This is a genomic window from Streptomyces aurantiacus (assembly GCF_027107535.1).
Taxonomy (GTDB): Bacteria; Actinomycetota; Actinomycetes; order Streptomycetales; family Streptomycetaceae; genus Streptomyces.
In genome coordinates this window covers 921746-947612 of record NZ_CP114283.1, presented here as the reverse complement: position 1 = coordinate 947612, position 25867 = coordinate 921746, and the positions used below count along the sequence as shown (strand labels likewise).

The following is a 25867-nucleotide window of genomic DNA, read 5'->3' as shown; positions in this document are numbered from 1 at the left end:
GAACTACTCGACGACGATCTCGACCGGGATGTTGCCGCGGGTCGCGTTGGAGTAGGGGCACACCTGGTGTGCCTGGTCGACCAGCTTGCGACCGGTCTCGACGTCCACCGACTCGGGCAGCTCCACCCGCAGCGTGACGGCGAGGGCGAAGCCCTCCCCCTGCTTGCCGATGCCGACCTCGGCGGTCACGGCGGCCTCGCTGACGTCGACCTTCGCCGCACGCCCCACCAGTCCGAGCGCACTGGCGAAACAGGCGGAGTAACCGGCGGCGAACAGCTGCTCGGGGTTCGTGCCCTGACCGTTGCCGCCCATCTCCGCCGGTATGCCCAGCTGCAGGTCGAGCCGCCCGTCGGAGCTGTAGGCCCGGCCCTCGCGGCCGTGGGTGGCGGTGGCGACTGCGGTGTAGAGCGCGTCCATGGAAACCATCCCTCTCAAAGTCGAAGTCGTGTCGGCGGGCCTTGGTCCGGCCCCCCGCACGACCCCAAGTAGAGCACACAATTAAATTGTGCACAACTAAATGGCGCGCTGGAGGTACTCTGGAGACATGACCACGACGCCCGCATCCGACCCCGCCGTCTGCGGCCCGGCGACCGCATCCTCCGGCCCCGCCGCGAGCGGCTCCGTACGCGATGAGGACTTCCTCCGCCTCGACCAGCAGATCTGCTTCTCCCTGAACGCCGCCTCGCGCGCCTTCGGCGGTGTGTACCGCGTCGTCCTCAAGGACCTGGGGCTCACCTACCCCCAGTACCTGGTCATGCTCGTGCTGTGGGAGCACGGCGAATTGCCCGTGAAGCAGGTGGGCGAGCACCTGCGGCTCGACTCCGGGACGCTGTCGCCCCTGCTGAAGCGGCTGGAGGCGGCCGGTCTCGTACGGCGCGAGCGCAGCGCCCGGGACGAGCGGTCCGTGGTGGTCGGCCTCACGGACGAGGGCGCGGCCCTGCGCGAGCAGGCCCTGCGCGTGCCGCGCCGGATCGCCGCCGCGACCGGCTTCGACCTGGCCGAGATCCTCGAACTGCGGACCCGCCTCGACAAGCTCACGGGCGCGCTGGACTCGGCGGACCTGGAGGAGACGCCGGGCTGCGGGTGATCACGTCGCCGGGTGGCCGTGACCTCGCCCGCGCGTCTCACGTGGCCGGGGGCCGGCGCACGTACAGCCGCAGGACCGACCCCTTGCGCACGAACTCCGCGCGCGGCACGAACTCCTCGCCCACCACGGCGAGTTTGACCTGCTCGGCCGGCTCCGCCGGATGCCAGGACGGCCTCAGGGCGTAGGGCTCGGCGACCACCCACAGGCGGTCGAGCCCGTCGAGTCTGCGGCGCAGTTCGCCGGGGCCGGTCTCGCGCCCGTAGAGGGTTCCGGAGACGGGCCCGGGCTCCCGCAGCGCGACGTCCCGCGTGCCCTGGAAGCCCTTCGGGTACGCCACCGCCGCGCGCCTGCCGATCGCCGGGAGGAAGAGCACGGGGTCGCCGGGGCTCATCCGCTGGGCGGCCGCGGCGGAGACGGCGGCGAGGTTGTCGGGGCGACGGTCGGGGTCCCGGTCCTCACGCAGGACGGAAACCTGCGACACGAAGGCGAGAACGACGGCCACCACACCGAGGAGCGCGGCGCCGTACCGCGCCCGGAAGGCCCGCGGGAGGGCCGGGGCCGCGTCTCGTGCGGGGGCCGTGCGGTCGTCTCGTGCGGGGCCCGGGGCGGCACCCTCGGCGTCGGCCGGGGCCCGCAGGTGCCGTGCCGGGAGGCGCAGGCGGGCAGCCGCGCCGAGCAGGCGGTCCGCTCCCGCCGCCGCCAGGAGTGGCGCCCCCGCGAGCGCGTACAGCACGTACCGGTCGTCGTAGAGCGGCCAGTGGCGCGACACCGCGAGGAGGGTCGCGGGCGGGAGGAGCAGCAGCGGGAGGGCGACCGCGGGGAGGGAGAGTTCGCCGCGGCGGGTGAGCGGGGCGCGCAGGGCGAGGGCGAGGGCGATCAGCAGCAGGTACGGGCCGAGGACCGGCTGGGTCGGCCCCGTGAAGGCGCGCAGGAGGCTCTCGACCGTGTCGCCGCCGGGCGGTCTGAGCCAGGCGACCTGACCCGCCTGGCCGCTGGAGACCAGCGCGAGCGGGAGCAGCACGAGGAGCACGGCCCCGGCGGCGCGTGCCCAGCCCCGCCACACGCGGCGGGGCATCCGCGCGAGGGCCAGCGTGGCGGCGTGCGCGAGCAGGATCAGGACGGCCAGCTCGTGGAGCAGGACGGTGACGGCGACGGCCCCTCCGTACGCGCACCAGGCGGGCACGCGCGCGCGTGGCCCGCCGCTGCCGGCAGCGTGCACCGCCCGCACGAGCAGCAGGGTCGACCCCGCGGCCCCGGCGGCGACCAGGGCGTACGACCGGCCCTCCTGCGCGAAGTGCCCGACCATGGGTGTCACCGCGTACAGCAGACCCGCCCACAGTCCGACCCTCGGGCGGGCGAGCCGTGTCCCCAGGGCCGCGACGAGACCCGCCGTCACGGCGGCCGCGCAGAGCGACGGGAGGCGCAGGGCGATTTCGTCGGCGTGGACGGCGAGCACGGGGTGCATGAGGAGGTAGTAGAGGCCGTGCACCGCGTCCACGGAGTGCAGCAGATGCCAGATCTGCGGCAGCGAGCGCCGCGCCACCTGGAAGGTGACCGCCTCGTCGCGCCACATCCCCCCGCGGTCGATCCCCCACAGACCGATCCCGAACATGACGAGCACGGGCACGAGCACGGCGACGGCGGAGGCGGAGGCGACCGTGAAGGGAGCGGACGGACCGGAGGAAGCGGAGGAGGCGGAGGAGGCGGGCGCGGGGGCGGAGGCTGGAACGACGACCTGCGGACACTTGACGGCCATGCACCCGATTTTGTGCTATTAGCAAACCTTTGTTAGTGATTGACTCGTCATCAGACGCTATAGGCATCAGTGCGGCTTACGATCCCCTCGATGAAGCCCTGGATGAAGCTCCGGACCGCCTCCCGGACGATGCCCCGCCTGCTCCCCCTCGCCGCCGCCTGGACGGCCACCCGCGTCCTGATGCTGTGGCTGCTCCTCCAGGACGGCCGAGCCCCTCTCGGCGTCGGCGGCGTCGCGCGCGAGGTGCACGACCTGTACGCCCGCTGGTACGGCGTCCTCGCCGACGGCACGTTCCCGGCGGGCGACCGGCTGTGGCAGTACCCGCCGGGCGCGGGCCCCGTCCTGCTGTCCCCGGGGCTGCTGCCGGGGCTGACGTACTTCCAGGCGTTCGTGGTCCTCACCCTGGCCACCGACCTCCTGGTCACCGTCGCCCTCACGCGCGCGGGGACCCGCACGGGCCGCAGCCTGCGCGGCGCGGCGCTGTGGACCGCGGTCCTGCCGCTCCTTCTGCACATCCCCCTCGCCCGCTACGACGTACAGGTCACCGCCCTCGCGGTCATCTCCCTGTTGACGCTGTCGCGCTCCACGCGCGCGTGCGGGGTGTTCGCCGCGCTGGGCGCCCTCGTGAAGGTGTGGCCCGCGCTGGCCCTGATCGGCACCCCCAGGGGGCGTACGACGAAGGAGGCCTGGACGTCGGCCGCGGTGACCGCGGGCGTGCTGCTGCTCGCTCTCGCCACCCTCTTCCGCGACCCCTTCGACTTCCTGCGCCAGCAGGGCGGCCGGGGCGTGCAGATCGAGTCGCTCGGCGGCACGGTCCTGTCCTTCGCGCGCCACGCGGGCTGGCCGGGGCGCGTGGGCTACCGGTACGGCGCGATGGAGTTCACCGGACCGTACGTCACCTCGATCGCCGCGGCCTCGCTCGCGCTCACCGTCGTCGCCTTCGGCGGCCTGCTGCTGTGGCGGCTGCGCGCGCGGCGCTGGACGCCGGCGACCCCGTACGACGCCGCGCTCAGCGCCGTGCTCCTGTTCACCGTGACGAGCCGGGTGATCAGCCCCCAGTACATGGTGTGGCTGATCGGCCTGGCCGCCGTGTGCCTGACCTCCCGGCACACCACCCAGCGTCCGGTGGCCGCGCTGATCACGGCCGCCACCGCGGTCAGCGCCCTCGCGTACCCCGTCCTGTACGACGACGTCGTGGCCTGCACCTGGACGGGCTCCACGCTGATGCTCGTCCGCAACGGCCTGCTGGTGACGGCCGCCGCGCTCTCCTTCCACCGCCTGTGGACGGCCGCGGCCCCGCCCGCCGCCATTCGGCCCGAGGGCACGGAACCCTCGCACAATTCCCACCATCTTCCCCATGAGACAGTAAGCGCCTCTTAACGGAAAATTACTCTCAGTACCTACTATTCCGCCCCATGGAAGCCATGCGAGCCGTGCCAGCCGGACCCTCCCGCCAGTCGCAGGTGTGCGTCGTCGTCATCGGGTACGACGACGCCGCCCACGTGACGGAGGCGGTGCGCTCGGCGCTCGCGCAGGGAGCCTCGGTCCGCGAGGTGATCGCCGTGGACGACTGCTCGGCCGACGGGAGCGCGGACCTCCTGGACCGCCTCGCGCTCGACGAGCCGCGCCTCAGGGTCGTCCGCCGCAAGGTCAACAGCGGCGGCTGCGGCAGCCCGCGCAACGACGGGATCGACGCCACCACCGCTCCGTACGTGATGTTCCTGGACAGCGACGACGTGCTGCCGCCCGGCGCGGTGGACGCGCTTCTGGACGCGGCCGCCGGGCGGGGAGCCGAGGTCGCGGCCGGCCTGTGCGTGCGCCGCGAACTGCCGTCCGGCCGTGAGGTCCCCTGGCAGCCCGAGCTGTACGCCAGGACCGCCCTGGTGACCGTCCCGTCGCGGCGCACCCGTCTCGTCCACGACACGCTGTGCGTCAACAAGCTGTACCGCACCGCCTTCCTGCGCGAGCACGGCATCCGCTTCCCCGAGGGGCGCTTCCCGTACGAGGACTTCGTCTTCACCGCGCGCGTGCTCGCCGCCGGTCCGCGCATGGCGCTGATTCCGGACAGGGTGTACGTCTGGCACGTGCGCCGCAGCGCCGAGCGGCTGTCGATCTCGCTGGACAGGTCGGGCGTGGACAACTGGCGGGCCAGGATCACCGCGCACGCCCTGGCGTACGACACCCTCCTGGGCGCCGGTGAGAAGCGGCTGGCCCGGGCGTCGCGGGCGAGGTTCCTCGACCATGCGCTGCGGATGTACGCGCGCGAGCTGGATCTGCGCGGCCCCGGGTACCGGCGTGAGTGGTGGGCCCTCACACGCGCCTACCTGGCGACGTTCGACGCGGGTGACTTCGCGCTCGCCCCGGCGCCCGGGAGGGTGATCGCGCAGGTGGTGCTGGCCTCCGAGAAGCCGTGCGACCTGACCCGGGTGAAGGAGGTCGCGGCCCGCCCGGCCCGGCTGCGGCCGCCGTACGCGCGGGCCGCGGACGGGACGCCGGTCTGGTCGGCCGGTCTGCCGCGCGTCACGCTGGAACACCTGCTGTTCCGGCCTGTGCACCTCCTTCCTGTGGCGGTCGACGCGGAACTGCGGCCACGCGCGCGTGGCACCCGGCTGCGACTGCGTCTGCACGAGCTGTACGGGCGGATGGCGGACGCGGCGCCCGCGTCCGTCGAAGCCGAGTTCGTGAGCCGGCGGGACGGGACGGCCGGGCTCGCCCTCACCGCGGAGTTCCTGCCGGACGCCACCGGTCCCGCCGACGAAGGCTCCGGTCCCGGTCCCGGTTCCTGGACGGCCGAGACGCCGGTCGACCTCGCGGCGCTCGGCTCCGGCACCTGGGACCTGCGGCTGCGCCTGCGCTTCCACGACGGCACGGTCCGTGAGACCACCGCGCACGCGAGCGCGGGCCCGGGGCTGCTGCGCCGGTCGGTCGTGCCGAGCGGCCGGCACGGCGTGCTGCTCCTCCAGCCGTACGCGACCCGTGCGGGCTCGCTCGCCCTGCGGATCGCGCCGGGCCTGCGGGGCGTGGCGGCCGTGCTGGGCCGCAGGGTGAGGCGTTTGCTTCACTGATACGACCACCGGCACGCGCACGCGTGCCGGGCGCCTTCCGGGACGCGCCCGCGTACACGAACCGGTACGCGACCACCGATCCGCAATCCGCATCCACATCCGCATCACGAGGACATACGAGGGGACGGGCGTAGATGACCTGGCTGATCACCGGCGGCGCCGGATACATCGGGGCGCACGTCGTCCGCGCGATGACCGAGGCGGGCGAACGGGCCGTGGTGTACGACGACCTGTCCACCGGGATCGCCGAGCGCGTCCCGGACGGGGTGCCGCTCGTCGTCGGTTCGACCCTGGACGGGGAGCGGGTGGCCCGGGCGATCGGGGACCACGCAGTCACCGGTGTCGTGCACCTGGCGGCGAAGAAGCAGGTGGGCGAGTCGGTGGAACTGCCGCTGCACTACTACCGCGAGAACGTCGAGGGGCTGCGGGTGCTGCTCCGGGCGGTCACGGCCGCTGCGGTGCCGTCCTTCGTGTTCTCGTCCTCCGCGGCGGTGTACGGCATGCCGTCCGCCGCGCGAGAAGGGGCCCTCGTGACCGAGGAGACGCCCTGTGTGCCGATGAGCCCGTACGGCGAGACCAAGCTCGCCGGCGAGTGGCTGGTCCGTGCCACGGGCCGCGCGCACGGCCTGTCGACGGCCTCCCTGCGCTACTTCAACGTGGCGGGGGCGGCGGCCCCGGAACTGGCCGACGTGGGCGTCTTCAACCTCGTGCCGATGGTCTTCGAGAAGCTCACGGCGGGCGAGCCCCCGCGGATCTTCGGCGACGACTACGCGACCCCGGACGGCACGTGCGTGCGCGACTACATCCACGTCGTCGACCTGGCGGAGGCCCATGTGGCGGCCGCCCGCCGTCTCGCCGCGGCCCCCGGCACCGACCTGACCCTGAACATCGGCCGTGGCGAGGGAGTCTCGGTCCGCCGGATGATCGACCGGATCAACGAGATCACCGGCCACACCCTCGCGCCGATGGTCGCTCCCCGCCGGCCCGGTGACCCCGCCCGGGTGGTCGCGGGCGCCGACCGCATCGCCGCGGAGCTCGCCTGGAAGGCGAAGTACGGCCTCGACGACATGATCACGTCGGCCTGGGAGGGCTGGGTGCGGCTGCATCCGCAGGCCCGGCGGCAGGACTAGTCAGGAGCCCGTACAGGCTCCCGAAAACGCACTCGCCGCGGGCCGGACGTGGTCCTGGGCCGCGGCGAGAGTGCTCGGACGGGTCCCGTCAGAGCTTGTCCATACGGGTGTAGGGGCTGACGATACGGGCCTGGCGGGAGCCGAAGTCGACGAGCATCGCGATGCCCTCCTCGACGCCGACAATCCTGCCCAGGCCGAACTGGTCGTGCGTCACACGGTCGCCGAGGGCGAAGTGCTTGGCGACCGGGACAACCGGAGCTTTGAAGGGACTGGTGGACAGGTGGCGCCGGGGCGCGGATGGCTTCGTCATCGTGATTCCAGTATGCGCCCCCGAAGGCCCTGAGGGTGAGGCGTGGATGACAACGATCCGGACGCTACAGGGGCACGGCGCCCTCCGAGAGGTGCCCGGAGCTGGGCGCCGACCCCGTCGCCCGCACGTGGAGCACCGGTCCGCGCCCGCCTACAAAGCCTTGAGCGCCGCCACCGTGGCCCGCGTCAGACTCTCCAGATGTCCCTTGGGCAGCTTCGGTCCGCGGATCACCACCGCACGCCAGTAGAGCGGTCCGGAGATCACGTCGAGGGCCAGTTCACCGTCGATCCCCGGCCGGACCTCGCCGCGGGCCTGAGCGGCGGCGACGATGCCGCTCGCGACGCTTTCCTGGCCCTCCCGCAGCGCCTTCCGCATGGCCTCCGCGATCTCCGGGTTACGGGCGGCCTCGGCCTGGAGATCGGGGATGACCTGCGAGGCGACAGGGTGACGCAGGGCGCGTGAGGTGACCTCGTACAGCAGCCGCAGGTCGCCCTCCAGGGTGCCGGTGTCGGGCGCGGGCAGTCCCTGTACGGCGACGGCGGAGACCAGGTCGAGCACCAGGTGCAGCTTGGACCGCCACCGGCGGTAGACCGCGGTCTTGCCGACACCCGCGCGGCGCGCGATCCCCTCGATGGACATCCGCGCGTACCCGACGGACGCGAGCTCCTCGAAGACGGCCGTCCTGATGGCCTCCGTGACGTCCTCCCGGAGCACCGCCGCCCCGGCGGGCGCCCTGCGGCGCGGCTGCTGCGGGTTCTCGGCGGCTCCGTCGGCGTTCGTCATGCGGAACAGCATAGGGGCGTCACGACGAGACGGTTGCGTTCCGACGTGAAACCGGCCTACGCTCACGTTGCGACGATACGGTCCCGTCCCGACGTAAAGTCGAGCCCATCCCCAGGTAAAGACACTCCCTCCTCCCTCCCGCCCCCGAGCGAAAGCAGCGGATGTGAGTCAGGTCCTCGACACACCTCCCCCGGCTCCGGCCCCGCCCGACGACCCCGCGGTACTCGCCGCCCGGTACGGCCTCACGATCAGCGGCGCCCGGCCCTCCCTGCCCGCCTACGTCCGCAGCCTGTGGGCACACCGGCACTTCATCACCGCGTTCGCGACGGCCAAGCTCACCGCCCAGTACAGCCAGGCGAAGCTCGGCCAGGTCTGGCAGGTGGCCACTCCCCTGCTGAACGCGGCGGTCTACTACTTCATCTTCGGCGTCCTCATGGGCACGAGCCGGGGCGTGCCGGACTACGTCCCGTTCCTGGTCACGGGCGTCTTCGTGTGGACGTTCACCCAGAGCTCGATCATGGCGGGCACCCGGGCGATCTCCGGCAGCCTCGGCCTCGTCCGCGCCCTGCACTTCCCGCGCGCCGCGCTTCCGGTGTCGTACGCGCTGCAGCAGCTTCAGCAGCTGCTGTTCTCGATGGCCGCGCTGATCGTGATCCTGCTCTGCTTCGGCGTGCCCCTCAGTGCCTCCTGGCTGCTGGCCCTGCCGACGCTGGCACTTCAGTTCGTGTTCAACGCGGGCGTGGCGATGGTCATGGCCCGACTGGGCTCGAAGACCCCGGACATCGCCCAGCTGATGCCGTTCGTGCTGCGGACCTGGATGTACGTCTCGGGCGTGATGTGGAGCATCGACCGGGTGCTCAGCGGCCACCAGGGCATGCCGCACGTCGTGCTGCTGGCCCTGGAGTGCAACCCGGCCGCCGTCTACATCGACCTCATGCGGTTCGCGCTGATCGACACGTTCCACGCGGGCCAGCTGCCCCACCACGTGTGGGCGCTCGCGGTCGGCTGGGCGCTGCTCGCCGGCGTCGGCGGGTTCATCTACTTCTGGAAGGCTGAGGAGACGTACGGCCGTGGCTGAGCAGAGCGTGTTCACCGAGATCAGGGGTTCCGGCGAGACCGACGGGCCCGGCAGGACCCCCGGGAACCCCAGGACCCCCGGGGCCGCCGGAAGCACCGAGCGACCGGCAGGGGCCGATCGGCCGACGGTGAGCGACAGGATTCCCACCGTCGTCGCCGACCGCGTCGACATCGTCTACCGCGTCAACGGCACCGGGGCGGGGCGCGGCAGCGCCACCGCCGCGCTCAACCGCATCCTGCGCGGGAAGAAGACCGAACAGGCCGCGGGGGTGCGCAAGGTGCACGCCGTGCGATCCGTTTCGTTCACCGCGTACCGGGGCGAGGCGATCGGGCTGATCGGTACGAACGGATCGGGCAAGTCCACCCTGCTCAAGGCCGTCGCCGGGCTGCTGCCCGTCGAGCGCGGCCGGATCTTCACCGACGGGCAGCCCTCGCTGCTCGGGGTCAACGCGGCGCTGATGAACGACCTGACCGGCGAGCGCAACGTCCTGCTCGGCGGGCTCGCGATGGGAATGTCCCGGGAGCAGGTGCGGGAGCGGTACCAGGAGATCGTCGACTTCTCCGGCATCAACGAGAAGGGCGACTTCATCACCCTGCCCATGCGGACGTACTCGTCCGGCATGGCCGCACGGCTCCGGTTCTCCATCGCCGCCGCCAAGGACCATGACGTGCTGATGATCGACGAGGCCCTCGCCACCGGGGACCGCTCCTTCCAGAAGCGCTCCGAGGCCCGGATCCGGGAGCTGCGCAAGCACGCGGGCACGGTGTTCCTCGTGAGCCACAACAACAAGTCGATCCGGGACACGTGCGACCGGGTGCTGTGGCTGGAGCGGGGGGAGCTGCGGATGGACGGGGACACGGAGGACGTCCTGAAGGAGTACGAGGCCTTCACCGGGGGTGGGGGGAAGAAGGGGTAGGAGTCGGAAGGGCGCTTGTCGGCTGCGGGCGGGTGAGGGCCGGGCGCGCGGTTCCCCGCGCCTCTTCGGCGCGGCGCCGGTCTCAGCGTTCCAGGAACGCGAACAGGTCCTCCCACCTGCGCACGATCTCGGTCGTCGTGTAGCGCTGGATGTTGACGCGGGCCGCCTCGCCCATCCTGTCCCGCAGTTCCTTGTCGGACATCAACGTGTCGAGGCGGCGGGCCAGTTCGCCGGTGTTGCCGAGGGTGGCGAGCAGGCCGTCCTCGCCGTCCCGGACGATCTCGTGGACACCCGGCGCGCAGTCGAAGGCGGCGCAGGGCACGGCGGTCGCCATGGCCTCCATCAGCGCGAGGGGGAAGCCCTCACCGCGGGAGGACTGGACGAAGACGGAGCCGCCGCGCAGCGCGCCCGGGACGTCGCCCGTACGGCCCATCCAGTCGACGGAGTCGTCCAGGCCCAGAGCCGTGCACTGCTTCTTCAGGATCTCCTCGTCCTCGCCGGAGCCGTAGATCCGCAGGCGCCAGTCGGGGTGGCGCGGCGCGACCTCCGCCCAGGTGTCGAGGAGCATGTCGATGCCCTTCTGGTCGTGCAGCCGGCCGATGCTGACGACCACCTTCCCGGTGCGCGGCGACGGCACCTCGGGCATGAAGGGCAGCGGGTTCGGCAGGTACGAGGCGTTGTTCATGCCCTGCCCGATCCACAGGTCGGCGTCCTCGCGGGTGAGCGCCAGCATGCGGTCGACGTCCGCGTAGTACCTGCGCACCCGCCCGAAGCGCGAGGACGCCCTGGAGTACACGAAGGACTCGTGGCTCATCCCGATCACGGTCAGCCCGTGCGTGTCGGCCCGGGCGACCCACTCCATGGCCCACACCTGCGTGACGATCACGACCGCGCCGGGCCGTGCCGTCCGGAACAGTGCCGTCAGCTTCGCGGCCTCCGCACGGATGCTCGCCTCACGTGCCCGGCCCGCCCGCGGCGGCTGTCCGGCGTACAGCGTCGTCGTCGGGTACGGCACCTCGCCGAGTTCCTGTGCGACGCCGGGCGGGGTGATGCCGACGACATGGACGCGGTGCCCGCGTCCGGTGAGGAGCCGGGCCATCTGGTGCGACCAGCTGGTCACTCCGCCGAGCTCGTCGACGCTGTTGGAGACGAAGAAGACGTCCCGCTGCGGATCCGCGTTCACGAGTGTCATCCACGCCTCCACCGGAAGAAGAACTGGTCGACGATGCTCTGGGCGGCCGTCCCCTTGTCGTACTCGCCGAACTCCGCCACGAAGCCCTCCCGGGCCTCCGCGTACTTGGCGGTCTGCTCGTCGAGGGAGGCGAGGGCGGTACGCAGTTCCCCCTCGGTGCGCACGACCGGTCCCGGCGCCCGTTCGAGCAGGTCGAAGTAGGTTCCGCGGCCCTCGTGCACGTACTCCTCGTAGTCGTACGCGAAGAAGAACATCGGCCGGCCGAGGAGCGCGTAGTCGAACATCACGGACGAGTAGTCGGTGATGAGCCCGTCGGCGAGCGCGAGCAGCGGGGTCACGTCGTGGTGGGCCGACACGTCGACGACGCGCCCGCGCACGGACGGCGGGAGCACCACGTGGTTGAGGTAGTGCGAGCGCACCAGCAGGACGTACCGGTCGCCGAACTCGTCGGCGAACCGCTCCACATCGAAGGGCAGTTCGAACCGCCGTTGTCCCCTCCCCTGCCGGCGGAAGGTGGGCGCGTACAGCAGGACCTCCCGGTCGTCGGGGATCCCCAGCTCGGCGGCGAGCGGGCCTCGTTCGCGACGGCCCGTCTCCCTCTCCCTGACCCTGGCCCGCACGAGCGCGTCGTTGCGGGGGTAGCCCACCCGCAGCAGTGTTCTCTCCTTCAGGCGGAACGCCCGGGCGAGGGTGCGCACATCGTGCTCGGAGCGGATCAGGAACCGGTCGAAGCGGTCGAGGGTGCGCTGCTGTTCCGCCTGCTCGGGCCGGGGCCTGAGCTTCCACTCCGGCTCGTCGAAGCCCATCCGCTTGAGCGCCGAACCGTGCCAGGTCTGGATGTACGTGGTCTCCGGGCGCTTGGTGAGCTTCAGCGGATAGCTCTGGTTGTCGACCCAGAACTCGGCCCGCGCCAGCGCCTTCAGATAGGGCAGCGACCAGCGGCGTACGAGCGTGGCGTCGGGCGGAAAGCCCTCGGGGCTGCCCGTGTACGACCACACGGCCTCGAAGTCGAGACCCTGGCGCCGCATCTCCTCGTAGACGGCCTTCGGGCTGTCGCTGTACTGCCGGCCCAGGTGGCTCTCGAAGACGACCAGGCCCTTCTTCACGGGGAGGCGGCTGAAGACCTCGTGGTAGAGCCGGATCTTGGTGTCACCGGAGGTGAGCCTCGCGCGCGCCTTCCTGGCCTTCCGGTACCCGGACTTGGCGAGCCTGCCGGGCGCCCCCCGCACCCCCCGCCCGACGAGCGCGTCCACCTTCTCGCGGGTGACGACCCGGAAGGAGAGGTGGCCGCGGGAGGAGACCTCGGGTGCGATGCGGTCGGCGACCAGCCGGGTGAGCCGGGGCCTGACGGGCGACGCCCCGACGGCCAGGCCGGGCTCCGAGGCGGTGAGGCGGGTGGTGGTGCGCACGCCGTCGACGTCGAGGTGCAGCCGTACGTCCCACACGGCGTCCACGACGCCCACCGGCCGCAGCCCTCGCGCGAGGCCGGCCGACGCCTCCCAGGCGACGAACTCGCCCTCGTGCCGCAGTACGGCCACGGGAAAGCGGAAGGTCTGGAAGCGCACACCCCTGCGGCGGGCGCCGAACTCCAGCTCGCCGGTGAGCCGGGCGCCGGGCGCGATGACGCCGAGAGGGTTGGTGATGCGCCCTGCCAGCCGGACCGTGCCCGCGGCCTCCTCGTATCCGGTCAGGACGTTGCGCAGGAACATCCTCTCGACGGGCCTGGTGTGATGGCCGAGGTCGGTGACGTCGAGCACGTGCCGGGCGAAGTCGTCGTCGAGGTGCTCGGCACACCAGTAGACGCGGCCGTCCCGCTCGACGAGGGGGGACGAGATCTTGTCGCGGTTGGTGAGCGTGTCCACGGCCGGCAGGAGGTTGTCCCAGTCGCTCTCCTGCAACAGGTAGGCGCAGATGGCGTGGATGGGCTCCACCTCGTCGAACGCGGCACGGTCGACGGACTCCAGATAGCCGCGGGCGACGGCGGCGAACTCCTCCCGGTAGGAGGCGTCCCGGAAGGGCAGGTCACGCAGGTGCAGCACCAGGTCGTGCTTCAGGAACTTGACGTCCTTGTGGAACTTGAGCTCCGGCAGTCCCTTGTCGGCGAGGAGCTGGTCGACCCGCCGGTGGATCTCCATCCGGTGCGTGAAGTTCGCGATCTCGGCGCGCCGGTTGCTGATCGACTTGGTCGTGGCCCTGTCGGTGACGTTCCAGTCGTAGACGCGGTTCGGGATGAGGGTGATCCGGCGGGCGGCGGCGTAGGCCTGCGCGGAGAACAACAGGTCCTCGTAGTGGATGCCGACCGGGAACGTGAGCTTCTGCTCGACCAGGAACTCCCTGCGATAGCACTTGTTCGTCGACAGGGTGTCGAAGACCAGCAGGTCGGGCAGCTCGGAGACCGACTCCAGGGTGCGGGTGCGCGTGTAGAGCCAGGGGTACCACTTGACCTCCTTGCGGCTCCGCGAGTCCACGTGGACCCGCACACACAGACCGGAGACGAGGTCGGCGCCGGTCGTCTCGGCCGCTTCCAGCATGTTCCGGCAGGCGTTGCGCTCCAGTACGTCGTCGCTGTCGAGGAAGAGGACGTACCTCCCCCGGGCCCGGCCGATCCCGTGGTTGCGGGGCGCGCCGCAGCCTCCGCTGTTCTCGTCCAGCCGGAAGGCCCGCACACGCCCGGGATTCCGAGCGGCCAGCCCTCGCGCCACCTCGTACGAGCCGTCCGTGCTCCGGTCGTCCACGATCACGATCTCGACGTTCCGCAGGGTCTGCGCCAGCACGGAGCTCACGGCAGCGGGGAGCCGTGCCTCGTCGTTGTAGACGATCACGACGACGGATACGTCCGGTACCTGAACCAGATCCTCGTTCACCCTGTTTATCCTAAGTGCCCATTGTCGGACCCTGTACGGGATGTAGGCCGGTTGGGTGCCACTCAGGTAGATGTCGGACGAGCTGCGCAGGTTGCCGCGCTTTCAGCCCGAAAGGGCGTCGGGGCGGCGAAAAGGGGCGCCCCGACCCACAGGACGCCCCTTCTCACATCGCGGCAGGCTACGAGTGCGTCCGCAGCATCGTCCGCATGGTCCTCATCGCCACGGACAGGTTCGCCAGGTCGAAGGACTCGGACCCCCGGATCTCCTCCAGCGTCGTCCGCGCACGCGCGAGGATCGCCACGTTGCGCTCCTCCCACGCCTTGAACCGCTGCTCGGGCGTGGACGTCCCGTTGCCCACGGCCAGTACGTCCGCGGTGAGCGCCGCGTGCGCCGCGTAGAGGTCCTCCCGGATGGACGCCCGGGCCATGGACTGCCAGCGGTCCGCCCGCGGCAGCTCGATGATCCGGTCCATGAGCTGGGTGATCCGCAGCCGGTCACCGAGGTCGTAGTAGACCTCCGCGACGTCCATCGGCTCCCTGCCCATCCGGTCACCGACCGCGACGATGTCGAGCGTCGGGAAGGCGGACGAGAACCCGGCCACCCGCTGCGCCAGCGCGTCGGGCACCCCGGCCCCGGACAGCTCGTCGTAGATCTGCTGGTACCACTCCAGGTCCGCGCCCCGCAGCAGGTTGGGCAGCTCGCCCCAGACCTGCGTGACCCGGTCACGGAAGAAGTCGATCGTCTCGGCGAGCTGGACCGGCTGCGGCCGGTTGTTGAGCAGCCACCGCGTACCGCGCTCGACGAGCCGGCGCGAGTGCAGCCGGATCCGGGTCTGGACACCCGCGTCGACCGTGTTGTCCAGCGCCTCGACCGCGTCCCACACGGAGCTGAAGTTGAAGATCGCGCGGGCCGCGGTCTGCGCCCTGACGATCTCCTCCAGCGACGCCCCGGTCTCCTCGCGCAACCGGTGCAGGAAGCTCGTACCACCGGCGTTGACCGTGTCGTTGACCAGCACGGTCGTGACGATCTCGCGGCGCAGCGGGTGGTTGTCGATCTGCTCGGCGAACTGCCGGCCCAGCGCGGTCGGGAAGTACGCGTGGAGCAGGCTCCGCAGATACGCGTCGTCGGGCAGCGACGTGTGCAGCAGCTCGTCGGCGACCGTGATCTTCGTGTACGCGAGGAGGACGGCCGTCTCCGGCTGGGTCAGGCCGTGCCCGTTGCTCAGCCGCTCCCGGATCTGCCGCTCGGTGGGCATGAACTCCAGCGCCCGGTCGAGGTGGCCCGCGCGCACCAGGTGCCTCAGGTAGCGGTGCTGGGCGTGGAGCATGCTCGGCGACTGGGCCAGCGCGTTGGCGAGCGCCGTGTTCTGCGCGTAGTTGTTGCGCAGGACCAGTGAGCCGACCTCGTCGGTCATCTCGGCGAGCAGCTTGTTGCGCTGCTTGACGGTCATGTCGCCGTCCGCCACCACCGCGTTGAGCAGGATCTTGATGTTCACCTCGTGGTCGGAGGTGTCCACGCCCGCGCTGTTGTCGATGGCGTCGGTGTTGACCTTGCCGCCGGCCTGCGCGAACTCGATGCGGCCGAGCTGGGTGAGGCCGAGGTTGCCGCCCTCACCGACGACCTTGGCCCGCAGGTCCGCTCCGTCCACGCGGATGGCGTCGTTGGCCTTGTCGCCGACATCCGCGTGCGTCTCGGTGGAGGCCTTCACGTACGTACCGATGCCGCCGTTCCACAGCAGGTCCACCGGTGCCCCGAGGATGGCCCGCATCAGGTCGGCGGGGGTCATCTTGGCGATGTTCCCCTCGATGCCCAGGGCCTCGCGGATGTGGCTGTTGAGCTGAATGGCCTTCGCCGTACGGGGGAAGATGCCGCCGCCCTGCGACAGCAGCTCCTTGTCGTAGTCGGCCCAGGAGGAACGCGGCAGCTCGAAGAGCCGGCGGCGCTCGGCGTACGACGTCTCCGCGTCCGGGCGCGGGTCGATGAAGATGTGCCGGTGGTCGAAGGCGGCGACCAGGCGGATGTGCTCGGAGAGCAGCATTCCGTTGCCGAACACGTCACCGCTCATGTCGCCCACGCCGACGACCGTGAAGTCCTGGGTCTGCGTGTTGACGCCCAGCTCCCGGAAGTGCCGCTCGACGGACTCCCAGGCGCCGCGGGCGGTGATGCCCATCTTCTTGTGGTCGTAGCCGGCCGAGCCGCCCGAGGCGAAGGCGTCCCCGAGCCAGAAGTTGTACGACTCGGCGACCCCGTTGGCGATGTCCGAGAACGTCGCCGTGCCCTTGTCGGCGGCGACCACCAGGTAGGTGTCGTCCTCGTCGTGCCGTACGACGTCGGCGGGCGGCACGACCTCGCCGGCCACCATGTTGTCGGTGATGTCGAGCAGCGCCGAGATGAAGGTCTTGTAGCTGCGCACGCCCTCGGTCATCCAGGCATCGCGGTCCACGGCCGGGTCCGGCAGCTGCTTGGCGACGAAGCCGCCCTTGGCGCCGACGGGCACGATGACGGTGTTCTTGACCATCTGCGCCTTGACGAGCCCGAGGATCTCCGTGCGGAAGTCCTCACGCCGGTCGGACCAGCGCAGACCACCGCGCGCGACCTTGCCGAAGCGCAGGTGCACGCCCTCGACCCGCGGCGAGTACACCCAGATCTCGAACGCCGGACGCGGCGCCGGAAGGTCCGGGATGGCCTGGGGGTCGAACTTCATGGAGACGTAGTCGTGCGGCACACCGCCGCCCGCCTCCTGGAAGAAGTTCGTGCGCAGGGTCGCCTTGATGACGGTGAGGAAGGAACGGAGGATCCGGTCCTCGTCGAGGCTGGCCACCTGGTCGAGAGCGGCGTCCAGCTCCTCCAGGAGGGCGTCGGTCAGTTCCGTGCCCGCCCGCTGCCGGTCCGGCGACATGCGGGCCTCGAAGAGCGAGACGAGCAGCCGGGTGGTGTGGACGTTGCTGCGGAGGGTGTCCTCCATGTAGTCCTGGCTGAACGTCGAGCCTGCCTGGCGCAGGTACTTGGCGTAGGCGCGCAGCACCATCGCCTGCCGCCAGTTCAGCCCGGCGCTCAGGACGAGGGAGTTGAAGCCGTCGTTCTCCGCGTGCCCGGTCCAGGTCGCCGCGAAGGCCTCCTGGAACCGCTCGCGTCCGTCGTCTCCGAGGTGGTCGCCGGCGCCGCTGCCCGACTTGGGCAGCCGCAGACCGAAGTCGTAGATCCACGCGGACGCACGGTCCGAGCAGCGCAGCTCGTACGGACGCTCGTCGGTGACCTCGACGCCCAGGCGGGTGAGGACCGGCAGGACGGCGGAGAGGGAGACCGACTCCCCGGTGCGGTAGATCTTGAAGCGGCGCTCGCCGGGGGCGGCGCCGACCGGCTCGTACAGGCTGAGGTCGAAGTTCTTGCCGTCGCCGAGCTGTTCCAGACGGACCAGGTCGGCGACCGCGGTGCGCGGGTTGTGGTCGGCCTTGTAGCCCTCGGGGATGACGTGCCCGTACCGGCGCATCAGCTCGGCGGCGCGCTCCTCACCGCACTCCGCGTTCAGTGCCTCGGCGAAGCCGTCGGCCCAGGAGCGGGCGGCCTCGACGAGCCGCGCCTCGATGCGCTCCTTGTCGGTGTCGCTGAGCTGCGGCAGCTCGGTGCCCTGCGGGACCCGGACCACGAAGTGCAGCCGGGAGAGGATCGACTCGGTGTTCCAGGCGGTGAAGTCGACGCTGATGCCGCCCAGTTCCTCCTTGAGGATGTCGATGATCCGCAGGCGCACACCGGTGGTGTAGCGGTCGCGCGGCAGGTAGACGAGCGCCGAGTAGTAGCGCCCGTACTCGTCCTGGCGCAGGTAGAGGCGCAGCCGCCGCCGCTCCTGGAGGTAGAGCACGGAGGTGACGATCGACCGCAGCTCGTCGGGCGGGGTCTGGAAGAGCTCGTCGCGCGGGTACGTCTCCAGGATCTGGAGGAGGTCACGGCCGTCGTGGCTGTTGGGCAGGAACCCCGCGCCGCGCAGCACCTCGGCCACCTTGCGGCGCACGACGGGCACCCGGCGGACGGACTCGGTGTAGGCGGCGGAGGAGAACAGACCGAGGAAGCGCCGCTCCCCGACGACGTTGCCGTCGGCGTCGAACTTCTTCACGCCGACGTAGTCGAGGTAGGACGGCCGGTGCACGGTGGCGCGGCTGTTCGCCTTGGTCAGGACGAGGAGCTTGTGCTCGCGGGCCTTCGCGCGGGCGTCGGCGGGCAGCCGCTCGAAGGACGGGCTGACCGGGTGGCTCTCGTCGTCGCCGTGCTGCGGGTCGGAGCGCAGGATGCCGAGCCCGGTCCCGGGGACGGCGCCGAGCGAGTCGTCGTCGTGCAGCTCGTACTCGCGGTACCCCAGGAAGGTGAAGTGGTCGTCCGCGAGCCAGCGCAGCAGTTCGCGGGCCTCCTCCACCTCCTGGTCGCGCATGTCGTCGGCGGTGGGCTCCTTGGGCAGTTCCTCGGCGATGCGCAGCGCCGAGTCGCGCATCTTCTCCCAGTCCTCGACGGCCTCGCGGACGTCGGACAGGACGCGCAGCAGGTCCGCGGTGATCTGCTTCAGGTCGGCGCGGTCGGTCTCCCGGTCGATCTCTACGTGGATCCAGGACTCGACGAAGGCGTCGTGGGGGAGGTCGCCGGCGGGCCGGTCCCCGAGAACCTCGATGAGCTTGCCGGTGAGATCGCGCCTCACCACGACCTGCGGGTGGATGACGACGTGGATCCCGCGCCCCTGTCGGGACAGCTCGTTGGTGACGGAGTCGACGAGGAAGGGCATGTCGTCGGTCACCACCTCGACGACGGAATGGCTGCAGGTCCAGCCGTTCTCCTCGACGGTCGGGGTGTGGACTCTCACGTTGGCCGTGCCCTGTGGGCGGTTCTCGGCCAGCCGGTAGTGGGAGAAGGCGGCTCCGAAGACGTCGACCGGGTCGCGGTCGGTGAGGTCCTCCGGGGCGGTGTGCAGGTAGTAGCGCTGGAGGAACGCGAGCAGTGTGTCCCGGTCCGGGGTGCTCTCGTCCGTCTTCCCGGTCGGTAGGTGCCCCCCGACCGGGCTGTTCTCAGCTACCCGGGCGGCCCTTTCGAGCAGCTCGGCCTTTGCTTCGTCCAGCTTGGTCTGCATTGTCCTCTGGCTCCTGTCGCGCGCCGTTGCGTGACGTCGTAGAACGTGAAGTGACGTAGCGCCGCGACGCGGGGTGTCCGGTCTGATCCGACGCTATGCCGCGATGAGAGATGAGCGGGGCGTTATCGGCCATTCTCGGCGGCTCCGGAGGCTGTGACGCTGCTCTCGGTGCGCGTACCGCGGCTGCCCGCTCGGGAAGACCAGCGACCGCCCGGTCACGGATGTCGTCCGTGCGGTCCGGGCGCAGGGCAGGGGCGACGATGCCCCCGCGACGTATCGCGCTGATCACGGGACAAGGCTATCGCCCCCGAAGGGGGCCCCGTCATGAGCCGTATGTGTACAAAAGAGGGGTCACCTTTTTGACACTCTGCACAGTTCGCTCCGGCGGAGGCTGTGCAGGGTACGGCTCCGCACACGAATCCGCGGCTGCCCGCGACGGCCGGCCACGTGCATCGGCAAGGGGCCGCGAACCGCCGGCTCGGAAAATCGACTCAGGCGCCGTCCACCCAGGGGCGCGGGGAACTGCGCGACCAGCCACCGCCGACCCTCACCCGAGTCCTCCGCGTCCTGTTCCCCCTGGAAGCGTGCGCTTCCGTGCGCCCGGGGCTGCGCGCCGTCGGGGCGATGCAGGGACGGCGGGGGCACGGGCTCACGCTCGGTCCGTGCTGGGCCCGGCCAGGGCCTCGCTCACGCCGCCAGCCACTCGGCCACCGTCACGGCTTCCTCCAGGGTGTCCACCACGGGCACGCCGACCCCTTCGAGACTGGCCCGGCTGTGCGACCCGCCGGTGTAGAGCACGGCCTTCGCTCCCACGTGCCGCGCCGCGATCGCGTCGTCCGCCGCGTCCCCGATCACCACCGTGCGGGCCGGCTCCACTCCCGTCAGCGCTCTCACATGGCGCACCATGTGCTCGGCCTTGCTGCCGCCGGACGGCCCGGTCCGCCCGTCGACCCGCAGGAAATGCGGCTCGATACCGAACCCGCGCACCAGCGGGACGAGTTCGTCGTGCCCGTACATGCTCAGGATCGACTGGCTCCGGCCGGCCGATGCCCACTCGGCGAGCAGTCCCGGCACCCCGTCGGTGAGCCCGCACGCCACCCGGTGCTCCGCGTAGTACCGGTGGAAGATCACGTCCATGGCCTCCCACTCCTCGTCCGACGGCAGCCGCCCGGTCAGCCGCTCGTAGAACTTCGGTACGGGTACGCAGTACAGCTCCCGGTACCTCTCCAGCGTGATCGGCGGCATGCCCATCTCGGCGAACGCCGCGTTTGTCGCGCCGATGATTGCCGTGTTGTCGTGGAACAGCGTCCCGTTCCAGTCCCAGACGATGTGTGTCGCTCCGTGCATCCCCATATCCAAAAAGTACCCGGCCCCACCGACAACACCTCCGGGAAGCCCCGAGCCCGCCGTCCGTGCGCCTGCCTCGCGAAACGCGCCCCCTGAACGCGTCAGCCGCCGAGCCCCAGCAGGTTCGGGATCTCCTGCGTGGCGAACCACAGCAGCTCGTGGTCCTCGGCCCCGTCCACGACGAACTGCCCGTCGTCGTCACCGCGGTCCGCGGCGCCCAGCGCGTCGGCGGCCGCCGTCACGTCCGTCTCCGCGTCGTCCGCGTCGACGTGCACGGCCGCGGCCCTGGCGAGCGCCACGGCTCCGCCGACCCGCACCTCACCGAGCGACGCGGGGTCGAGCCCCCGGTCGGGATCGGCGACCGCGGCCCCGTCCGGCACGTCGACGGCGACGACGACCCGCCGGCGCGGGGCCCCGGGATCGAGAGCGACCAGCCGCAGGGAGGCGAGCGCGGCCCGGCTCAGCGCCGCGTACTCCAGTTCCTCGATATCGTCGGAGAGATACCACTCGCGCAACGCGGGCGTGACGGCGTACGCGTCGAAGGGTCCCGAGCCGAGCTCACCCGTCTTGTACGCCTCGGCGAGACCGGAGAGGGTCAGAGGGACGTAGACGCGCATGGCTGGCCGCTTTCGTTAGGGGAATCCGCGGTCGTTCTGCTGAGCGGATCCCGGGGACGAAGGATTCCGGCGGGGCAGGTTTCGCGCCGCCCGGGAAGGTCTTCAGGATACGTGCGGGCGTCCTCTTTCGAGTCCGCGCCCACCCTCCCGCGGCGTCCACCACGGACCCCGCCCGTCACCCGGTGGTCCCCGGTCCCGCCATGCCTCCCGACCTTCCCCGTCACCCTGATAGGTGAACATTTCAGGTCCCCCGACGCGGGCTCGGCTTTCTTGCGGCTGCCCGCCCCGGCCTCGTACAAGATCCCCAACGGAAAGTTACCGACCGGTATCAGCCGGTCCGACCGAATGGGGCTCCGTCGTGAACAAGGTGATGACCAGGACCAGGCGCACCCCGGGCTCCCGGCCGCCCGTCCGCCACGACACCCGCCGCCCCGGCGGAACCACACCGCGCACGACGCCGGGCACAGGCGCACCCGGCACGACACGGAGCCGCACCGGCTCCGCCGCGGGCCCGGACGGCACCGATCTGACGGGCACTGCCGGGAGCGGCCCCGCTTCCGGCGCCACGGGGCCCGCGTACGCGCCCCGTACGGCACGGTCCGGCGCCCGCTCGCAGACCACGTCACCACCAGCCCTGGGCACGTCCCGGACAGCACAGGGCGACGACTCGTCGCGGCCCGCGCCGGTCGGAGGCGGCACGCGGACCGTACGGGGCGGCGGTTCCCCACGGACCGCACCGCGTGACGGATCCCCGCGGACCTCCCCTGGCAGCGGCGCCGGACGGCCCGCCCCGGGCGGCGTCGTCTCGCGGACCGCGTCGGGCAGGGTGCCCCGGACCTCGCCGGTCGGCGGCCCGCCGTCGGCCGTCCCGGCCGCAAGCCCGTCGCCGGCGGCGGCTTCCCCCGCCCTCACCGACTGTCCGCCCAGGACGCCGCCCCCGCAGCCCCGTCCCACCGACCTCTTCGCCGACCGCCTCGTCGCCGTGCTGAGCGGCCGGCGCCCGGTCCACTGCATGCTGCGGCACACGGTGGGCCGTGCCTACGACGAACTGGCCTGGCTCGCCGAACGCGGTCCCCTCCGCACCCGCGGCACGCGTCCGGTCGTCCGGGACATCGGCTACTACGTGCCCCGCGCGGGCGCCGTCGAGGCCTTCGCCCGGATCGGCGCCGGCGACCAGGTCCGCGCCATGGCGTTCCGTCTGGAGCAGGGTGCGGACCTCCGCTGGCGCTGTACGGCGGTGGAGCTGGGCGGCGCCCGCATGCCCCGCCCGGACGAGGACTGACCTTCACACCCCGCCCCGGCGGGCGCCCTGTCAGGAGCGCGGGGAACCGCGCGCCCAGCCCTCACCGGCCCGCAGCCGACAACATCGCCTCTTCCTGCCGCGCATTCCCTCGGACTGCAGCCCGCGCATTCCGCAGCAGGGGCCGGGAGCCCCGCGGGCGGGCGGCGACAGGGCGCGGGCGGGGCCAACGCGAAGGGCCGGGCACAGAAGTGCCCGGCCCTTCAAGCGTTCGCCCCGAGGAGCGAACCGTCACTTCTTGCGGCGACGGCCGCCCTTCTGCTGCTTACGGCGCTCCGCGCGCGTGAGGCCGTCGGACTCGGACCGCACGGGCTCGTCGTCGTTGGTGAAGTCGCCCTCGACGATGCCGCCCTCACCGTCCACCGTCGGCGCGGAGAAGTGCAGCCGGTCCGGCCGCTGCGGAGCGTCGAGCCCCTTGGCCCGGATCTCCGGACGCCCGCCACCGGCGGGTACGGAGTCCTCCTTGGTGAGCGACGGCTTCGAGTCCTCGACCGGGACCTCCTCGACCTGCTGCTCGACCTGGACCTCCAGGTTGAACAGGTAGCCGACGGACTCCTCCTTGATGCCGTCCATCATGGCGGTGAACATGTCGAAGCCCTCACGCTGGTACTCGACCAGCGGGTCCTTCTGGGCCATCGCGCGCAGGCCGATGCCCTCCTGGAGGTAGTCCATCTCGTAGAGGTGCTCGCGCCACTTGCGGTCCAGGACCGACAGGACGACCCGGCGCTCCAGCTCACGCATGATCTCGGAGCCGAGCTGCTCCTCACGGGCCGCGTACTGCTCGTGGATGTCGTCCTTGACGGACTCGGAGATGAACTCGGCGGTGAGGCCCGCGCGGTCGCCCGCGGCCTCCTCCAGCTCCTCGATGGTGACCTTCACCGGGTAGAGCTGCTTGAAGGCGCCCCACAGCCGGTCGACGTCCCACTCCTCGGCGAAGCCCTCGGCGGTCTCCGCGTCGATGTACGCGTCGATCGTGTCGTCCATGAAGTGCTGGATCTGCTCCTGCAGGTCCTCGCCCTCGAGGACGCGGCGGCGCTCGCCGTAGATGACCTCGCGCTGCCGGTTGAGGACCTCGTCGTACTTGAGGACGTTCTTGCGGGTCTCGAAGTTCTGCGTCTCGACCTGCGACTGGGCGGAGGCGATGGCACGGGTGACCATCTTGTTCTCGATCGGCACGTCGTCCGGGACGTTCGCCATCGACATGACGCGCTCGACCATCTGGGCCTTGAACAGCCGCATCAGGTCGTCGCCCAGGGAGAGGTAGAAGCGGGACTCGCCCGGGTCGCCCTGACGGCCGGAGCGGCCGCGCAGCTGGTTGTCGATGCGGCGCGACTCGTGCCGCTCGGTGCCCAGCACGTAGAGCCCGCCGAGGTCCTTGACCTCCTCGAACTCCGCCTGCACCGCCTTCGCGGCCCTCTCCAGGGCGGCGGGCAGCGCCGCGGCCCACTCCTCGATGTGCTCCTCGGGGTCGAGGCCGCGCTGGCGCAGCTCGGCCTCGGCGAGGTCGTCGGGGTTGCCGCCGAGCTTGATGTCCGTACCTCGGCCGGCCATGTTCGTGGCGACGGTGACGGCGCCCCTGCGGCCGGCCTGGGCGATGATCGGTGCCTCACGGTCGTGCTGCTTGGCGTTCAGCACCTCGTGCTGGATGCCGCGCTTGCTGAGCTGCTGCGAGAGGTACTCGGACTTCTCGACCGAGGTGGTGCCGACCAGGATCGGCTGGCCCTTCTCGTGCTTCTCGGCGATGTCGTCGACGACCGCCTCGAACTTCGCGACCTCGGTGCGGTAGATCAGGTCGGACTGGTCCTTGCGGACCATCGGCCGGTTGGTCGGGATCGGGACGACGCCGAGCTTGTAGATCTGGTGGAACTCGGCCGCCTCGGTCATCGCCGTACCGGTCATGCCGGAGAGGCCGGGGACTTCCTTGCCGCTCTGGTCGTGGCGCTTGTAGAGGCGGAAGAAGTTCTGGAGGGTGATCGTGGCGAGCGTCTGGTTCTCGTCCTTGATGTCCACCCCTTCCTTCGCCTCGATCGCCTGGTGCATGCCCTCGTTGTAACGGCGGCCGGCGAGGATACGGCCGGTGTGCTCGTCGACGATCATGACTTCGCCGTCGATGACGACGTAGTCCTTGTCCTTCTTGAAGAGCTCCTTGGCCTTGATGGCGTTGTTCAAGTAGCCCACCAGAGGCGTGTTCACCGACTCGTAGAGGTTGTCGATGCCCAGCCAGTCCTCGACCTTGGCGACACCGGACTCGTGGATGGCGACGGTGCGCTTCTTCTCGTCGACCTCGTAGTCGCCGGTCTCCTCGATGCCCTTGAGGGTGTTGCCCGCCTCGCCCTTCTTCAGGCGCGTGACGAGCTTCGCGAAGTCGCCGTACCACTTGGTGGCCTGGTCGGCGGGGCCGGAGATGATCAGCGGCGTACGGGCCTCGTCGACGAGGATCGAGTCGACCTCGTCGACGATCGCGAAGTTGTGGCCGCGCTGCACCAACTCGTCCTGGGACCACGCCATGTTGTCGCGCAGGTAGTCGAAGCCGAATTCGTTGTTCGTGCCGTACGTGATGTCGCAGGCGTACTGCTCGCGGCGCTGGGCCGGCGTCATGTTGGCGAGGATGCAGCCGACACTCAGGCCCAGGAACTTGTGGACGCGGCCCATCATCTCGGAGTCGCGATCGGCCAGGTAGTCGTTGACCGTGATGAGGTGGACGCCCTGTCCGGAGAGGGCGTTCAGATACGCGGGCAGCGTGCCGACCAGGGTCTTGCCCTCACCGGTCTTCATCTCCGCGACGTAGCCGAGGTGGAGGGCGGCGCCGCCCATCATCTGCACGTCGTAGTGACGCTGGCCGAGGACGCGCTTGGCGGCTTCGCGGACGGTCGCGAACGCCTCGGGCAGGAGGTCGTCGAGGCTTTCGCCATCGGTGTAGCGCTGCTTGTACTCATCGGTCAGGGCTCGCAGCTCGGCGTCGGAGAGGTCAACGAAGTCCTCTTCGATGGAGTTGACCTGGTCCGCGATGCGGTGCAGCTTGCGCAGGATCTTTCCTTCGCCTGCACGCATGATCTTCGAGAGGACGGACACGGGGGTTTGTCTCCTTGCCGGTCGGGCCTGGGACGGTCGGTTTCAATGACGGATTCAAATCACAGCTTGAGCAACGGCCATCGTAAGCGAGGACCCCACTGCACAGGGAGGTCTGCATGTGACAGCCATCAGGACAACGGGCGGGGGCTGCGGAAGGTGCCGCGCTGTCGCTACGAAAGGTAATGACGGCCTCACTCAGAGCGAAAGTGATGGCTTCCTTGTCGATGCCCGAGCAGAATC

17 protein-coding genes are annotated in these 25867 nt (G+C 71.0%); 7 read left to right on the top strand and 10 right to left on the bottom strand.

Annotated elements, in window-relative coordinates:
• Positions 1-3: 3 nt before the first annotated feature.
• Positions 4-417: an organic hydroperoxide resistance protein gene (locus tag O1Q96_RS05970; RefSeq protein WP_269253496.1), complete on the bottom strand. Its 414-nt coding sequence runs from the start codon at positions 415-417 to the stop codon at positions 4-6.
• A gap of 127 nt (positions 418-544) precedes the next feature.
• On the opposite strand from O1Q96_RS05970, the gene O1Q96_RS05965 reads away from it, so the two are divergent.
• On the top strand, positions 545-1087 hold the full coding sequence (locus O1Q96_RS05965) for a MarR family winged helix-turn-helix transcriptional regulator (protein WP_269247167.1): 543 nt from the start codon (positions 545-547) through the stop codon (positions 1085-1087).
• A 37-nt stretch (positions 1088-1124) separates the two neighbouring features.
• Here O1Q96_RS05965 and O1Q96_RS05960 read toward each other — a convergent pair whose 3' ends face one another.
• The gene (locus O1Q96_RS05960) at positions 1125-2843 is read right to left on the bottom strand and encodes a glycosyltransferase family 39 protein (RefSeq protein ID WP_331276029.1); all 1719 of its coding nucleotides are present in this window, start codon (positions 2841-2843) and stop codon (positions 1125-1127) included.
• A gap of 90 nt (positions 2844-2933) precedes the next feature.
• Between O1Q96_RS05960 and O1Q96_RS05955 the strand changes: the two genes are divergently transcribed.
• From O1Q96_RS05955 to galE, 3 genes are all read left to right on the top strand, one after another.
• On the top strand, positions 2934-4223 hold the full coding sequence (locus O1Q96_RS05955; RefSeq protein ID WP_269247166.1) for a glycosyltransferase family 87 protein: 1290 nt from the start codon (positions 2934-2936) through the stop codon (positions 4221-4223).
• Positions 4224-4267: 44 nt separating this feature from the next.
• Positions 4268-5908 (top strand): glycosyltransferase, encoded by a 1641-nt coding sequence (locus tag O1Q96_RS05950; protein WP_419587039.1) that lies wholly within the window; start codon positions 4268-4270, stop codon positions 5906-5908.
• A 134-nt stretch (positions 5909-6042) separates the two neighbouring features.
• Positions 6043-7038, top strand: coding sequence for a UDP-glucose 4-epimerase GalE (galE, locus tag O1Q96_RS05945; RefSeq protein WP_269247164.1), 996 nt, complete (start codon positions 6043-6045; stop codon positions 7036-7038).
• An 88-nt stretch (positions 7039-7126) separates the two neighbouring features.
• Here the strand turns inward: galE and O1Q96_RS05940 are convergent, their stop codons facing one another.
• Together O1Q96_RS05940 and O1Q96_RS05935 are read right to left on the bottom strand one after the other, a co-directional pair.
• Positions 7127-7348 (bottom strand): hypothetical protein, encoded by a 222-nt coding sequence (locus O1Q96_RS05940; protein WP_055517933.1) that lies wholly within the window; start codon positions 7346-7348, stop codon positions 7127-7129.
• A 150-nt stretch (positions 7349-7498) separates the two neighbouring features.
• Positions 7499-8143, bottom strand: a complete 645-nt coding sequence (locus O1Q96_RS05935; RefSeq protein ID WP_269247163.1) for a TetR/AcrR family transcriptional regulator — start codon at positions 8141-8143, stop codon at positions 7499-7501.
• 151 nt (positions 8144-8294) lie between these two features.
• Here O1Q96_RS05935 and O1Q96_RS05930 point away from each other — a divergent pair, with 151 nt between their 5' ends.
• Both O1Q96_RS05930 and O1Q96_RS05925 read left to right on the top strand, forming a co-directional pair.
• Positions 8295-9209, top strand: a complete 915-nt coding sequence (locus O1Q96_RS05930) for an ABC transporter permease (RefSeq protein ID WP_269247162.1) — start codon at positions 8295-8297, stop codon at positions 9207-9209.
• A 127-nt stretch (positions 9210-9336) separates the two neighbouring features.
• Positions 9337-10125, top strand: a complete 789-nt coding sequence (locus O1Q96_RS05925; protein WP_269253494.1) for an ABC transporter ATP-binding protein — start codon at positions 9337-9339, stop codon at positions 10123-10125.
• Positions 10126-10207: 82 nt separating this feature from the next.
• Here O1Q96_RS05925 and O1Q96_RS05920 read toward each other — a convergent pair whose 3' ends face one another.
• The 5 genes from O1Q96_RS05920 to O1Q96_RS05900 all read right to left on the bottom strand — a co-directional run bounded on the left by O1Q96_RS05920 (position 10208) and on the right by O1Q96_RS05900 (position 21255).
• Positions 10208-11317 carry a glycosyltransferase gene (locus O1Q96_RS05920; RefSeq protein WP_269247161.1) on the bottom strand — a complete coding sequence of 370 codons (1110 nt, stop codon included), beginning with the start codon at positions 11315-11317 and terminating at the stop codon, positions 10208-10210.
• Entirely contained in the window at positions 11314-14181 is a 2868-nt protein-coding gene (locus tag O1Q96_RS05915) for a bifunctional glycosyltransferase/CDP-glycerol:glycerophosphate glycerophosphotransferase (RefSeq protein ID WP_269247160.1), read from the bottom strand. The genes O1Q96_RS05920 and O1Q96_RS05915 overlap by 4 nt, the downstream gene beginning before the upstream one ends.
• A 178-nt stretch (positions 14182-14359) precedes the next feature.
• Positions 14360-19291: an NAD-glutamate dehydrogenase gene (locus O1Q96_RS05910; protein ID WP_269247159.1), complete on the bottom strand. Its 4932-nt coding sequence runs from the start codon at positions 19289-19291 to the stop codon at positions 14360-14362.
• 687 nt (positions 19292-19978) lie between these two features.
• Complete coding sequence (locus O1Q96_RS05905; RefSeq protein WP_269247158.1) at positions 19979-20644, bottom strand: HAD family hydrolase; 666 nt, start codon at positions 20642-20644, stop codon at positions 19979-19981.
• Positions 20645-20739: 95 nt separating this feature from the next.
• Positions 20740-21255, bottom strand: coding sequence for a DUF6912 family protein (locus tag O1Q96_RS05900; protein WP_269247157.1), 516 nt, complete (start codon positions 21253-21255; stop codon positions 20740-20742).
• A 370-nt stretch (positions 21256-21625) separates the two neighbouring features.
• Between O1Q96_RS05900 and O1Q96_RS05895 the strand changes: the two genes are divergently transcribed.
• Positions 21626-22537 (top strand): Rv3235 family protein, encoded by a 912-nt coding sequence (locus tag O1Q96_RS05895; protein ID WP_331276028.1) that lies wholly within the window; start codon positions 21626-21628, stop codon positions 22535-22537.
• 249 nt (positions 22538-22786) lie between these two features.
• Here the strand turns inward: O1Q96_RS05895 and secA are convergent, their stop codons facing one another.
• Positions 22787-25627 carry a preprotein translocase subunit SecA gene (gene secA / locus O1Q96_RS05890; RefSeq protein WP_269247156.1) on the bottom strand — a complete coding sequence of 947 codons (2841 nt, stop codon included), beginning with the start codon at positions 25625-25627 and terminating at the stop codon, positions 22787-22789.
• Positions 25628-25867 lie beyond the last annotated feature (240 nt).

Excerpts from the sequence above, each read along its gene's own strand:
- O1Q96_RS05900 (WP_269247157.1), bottom strand. The coding sequence starts at position 21,255 with ATGCGCGTCTACGTCCCTCTGACCCTCTCCGGTCTCGCCGAGGCGTAC.
- O1Q96_RS05940 (WP_055517933.1), bottom strand. The coding sequence starts at position 7,348 with ATGACGAAGCCATCCGCGCCCCGGCGCCACCTGTCCACCAGTCCCTTC.
- galE (WP_269247164.1), top strand. The coding sequence starts at position 6,043 with ATGACCTGGCTGATCACCGGCGGCGCCGGATACATCGGGGCGCACGTC.
- O1Q96_RS05950 (WP_419587039.1), top strand. The coding sequence starts at position 4,268 with ATGCGAGCCGTGCCAGCCGGACCCTCCCGCCAGTCGCAGGTGTGCGTC.
- O1Q96_RS05895 (WP_331276028.1), top strand. The coding sequence starts at position 21,626 with ATGACCAGGACCAGGCGCACCCCGGGCTCCCGGCCGCCCGTCCGCCAC.
- O1Q96_RS05935 (WP_269247163.1), bottom strand. The coding sequence starts at position 8,143 with ATGCTGTTCCGCATGACGAACGCCGACGGAGCCGCCGAGAACCCGCAG.
- O1Q96_RS05970 (WP_269253496.1), bottom strand. The coding sequence starts at position 417 with ATGGACGCGCTCTACACCGCAGTCGCCACCGCCACCCACGGCCGCGAG.
- O1Q96_RS05960 (WP_331276029.1), bottom strand. The coding sequence starts at position 2,843 with ATGGCCGTCAAGTGTCCGCAGGTCGTCGTTCCAGCCTCCGCCCCCGCG.
- O1Q96_RS05955 (WP_269247166.1), top strand. The coding sequence starts at position 2,934 with ATGAAGCCCTGGATGAAGCTCCGGACCGCCTCCCGGACGATGCCCCGC.
- O1Q96_RS05905 (WP_269247158.1), bottom strand. The coding sequence starts at position 20,644 with ATGGGGATGCACGGAGCGACACACATCGTCTGGGACTGGAACGGGACG.
- O1Q96_RS05965 (WP_269247167.1), top strand. The coding sequence starts at position 545 with ATGACCACGACGCCCGCATCCGACCCCGCCGTCTGCGGCCCGGCGACC.
- O1Q96_RS05910 (WP_269247159.1), bottom strand. The coding sequence starts at position 19,291 with ATGCAGACCAAGCTGGACGAAGCAAAGGCCGAGCTGCTCGAAAGGGCC.
- O1Q96_RS05920 (WP_269247161.1), bottom strand. The coding sequence starts at position 11,317 with ATGACACTCGTGAACGCGGATCCGCAGCGGGACGTCTTCTTCGTCTCC.